The organism is Salifodinibacter halophilus (assembly GCA_012999515.1).
Classification (GTDB): domain Bacteria; phylum Pseudomonadota; class Gammaproteobacteria; order Nevskiales; family Salinisphaeraceae; genus Salifodinibacter; species Salifodinibacter halophilus.
This window is the reverse complement of sequence record JABEEB010000469.1, coordinates 1-252: the sequence shown is the minus strand read 5'-3', so window position 1 is coordinate 252 and position 252 is coordinate 1. Positions and strand designations below refer to the sequence as shown.

1 protein-coding gene is annotated in these 252 nt (G+C 69.8%); it reads right to left on the bottom strand.

What is annotated here, in order from left to right; genetic code table 11:
* A partial coding sequence (locus HKX41_12485; protein NNC24953.1) for a di-trans,poly-cis-decaprenylcistransferase occupies positions 1–252 on the bottom strand: 252 nt, incomplete at both ends.

Sequence of the window (252 nt, the reverse complement as noted above, 5' to 3'; positions counted from 1 at the left end):
GTCAGGTGCAGCACGGTGTTGGCCTGGGTCTGGCGCTCGGCCGCGGCCATGCGTTCGCGGATCTTGTCGGAGAAGCGGTCGCGCTCGCCGATGAAGCGCACGCGCACGCCGCGCCGGTGCAGTTCTTCGACCTCGCGCTCCAGCGCGTTGAGGAACAGCTTCATCAGGCCGCCGACCTCGTCCTCGGGCCGGCCCCAGTTTTCGCTGGAGAAGGCGAACAGGGTCAGCGCCTGGACGCCGCGCGCGATGCAG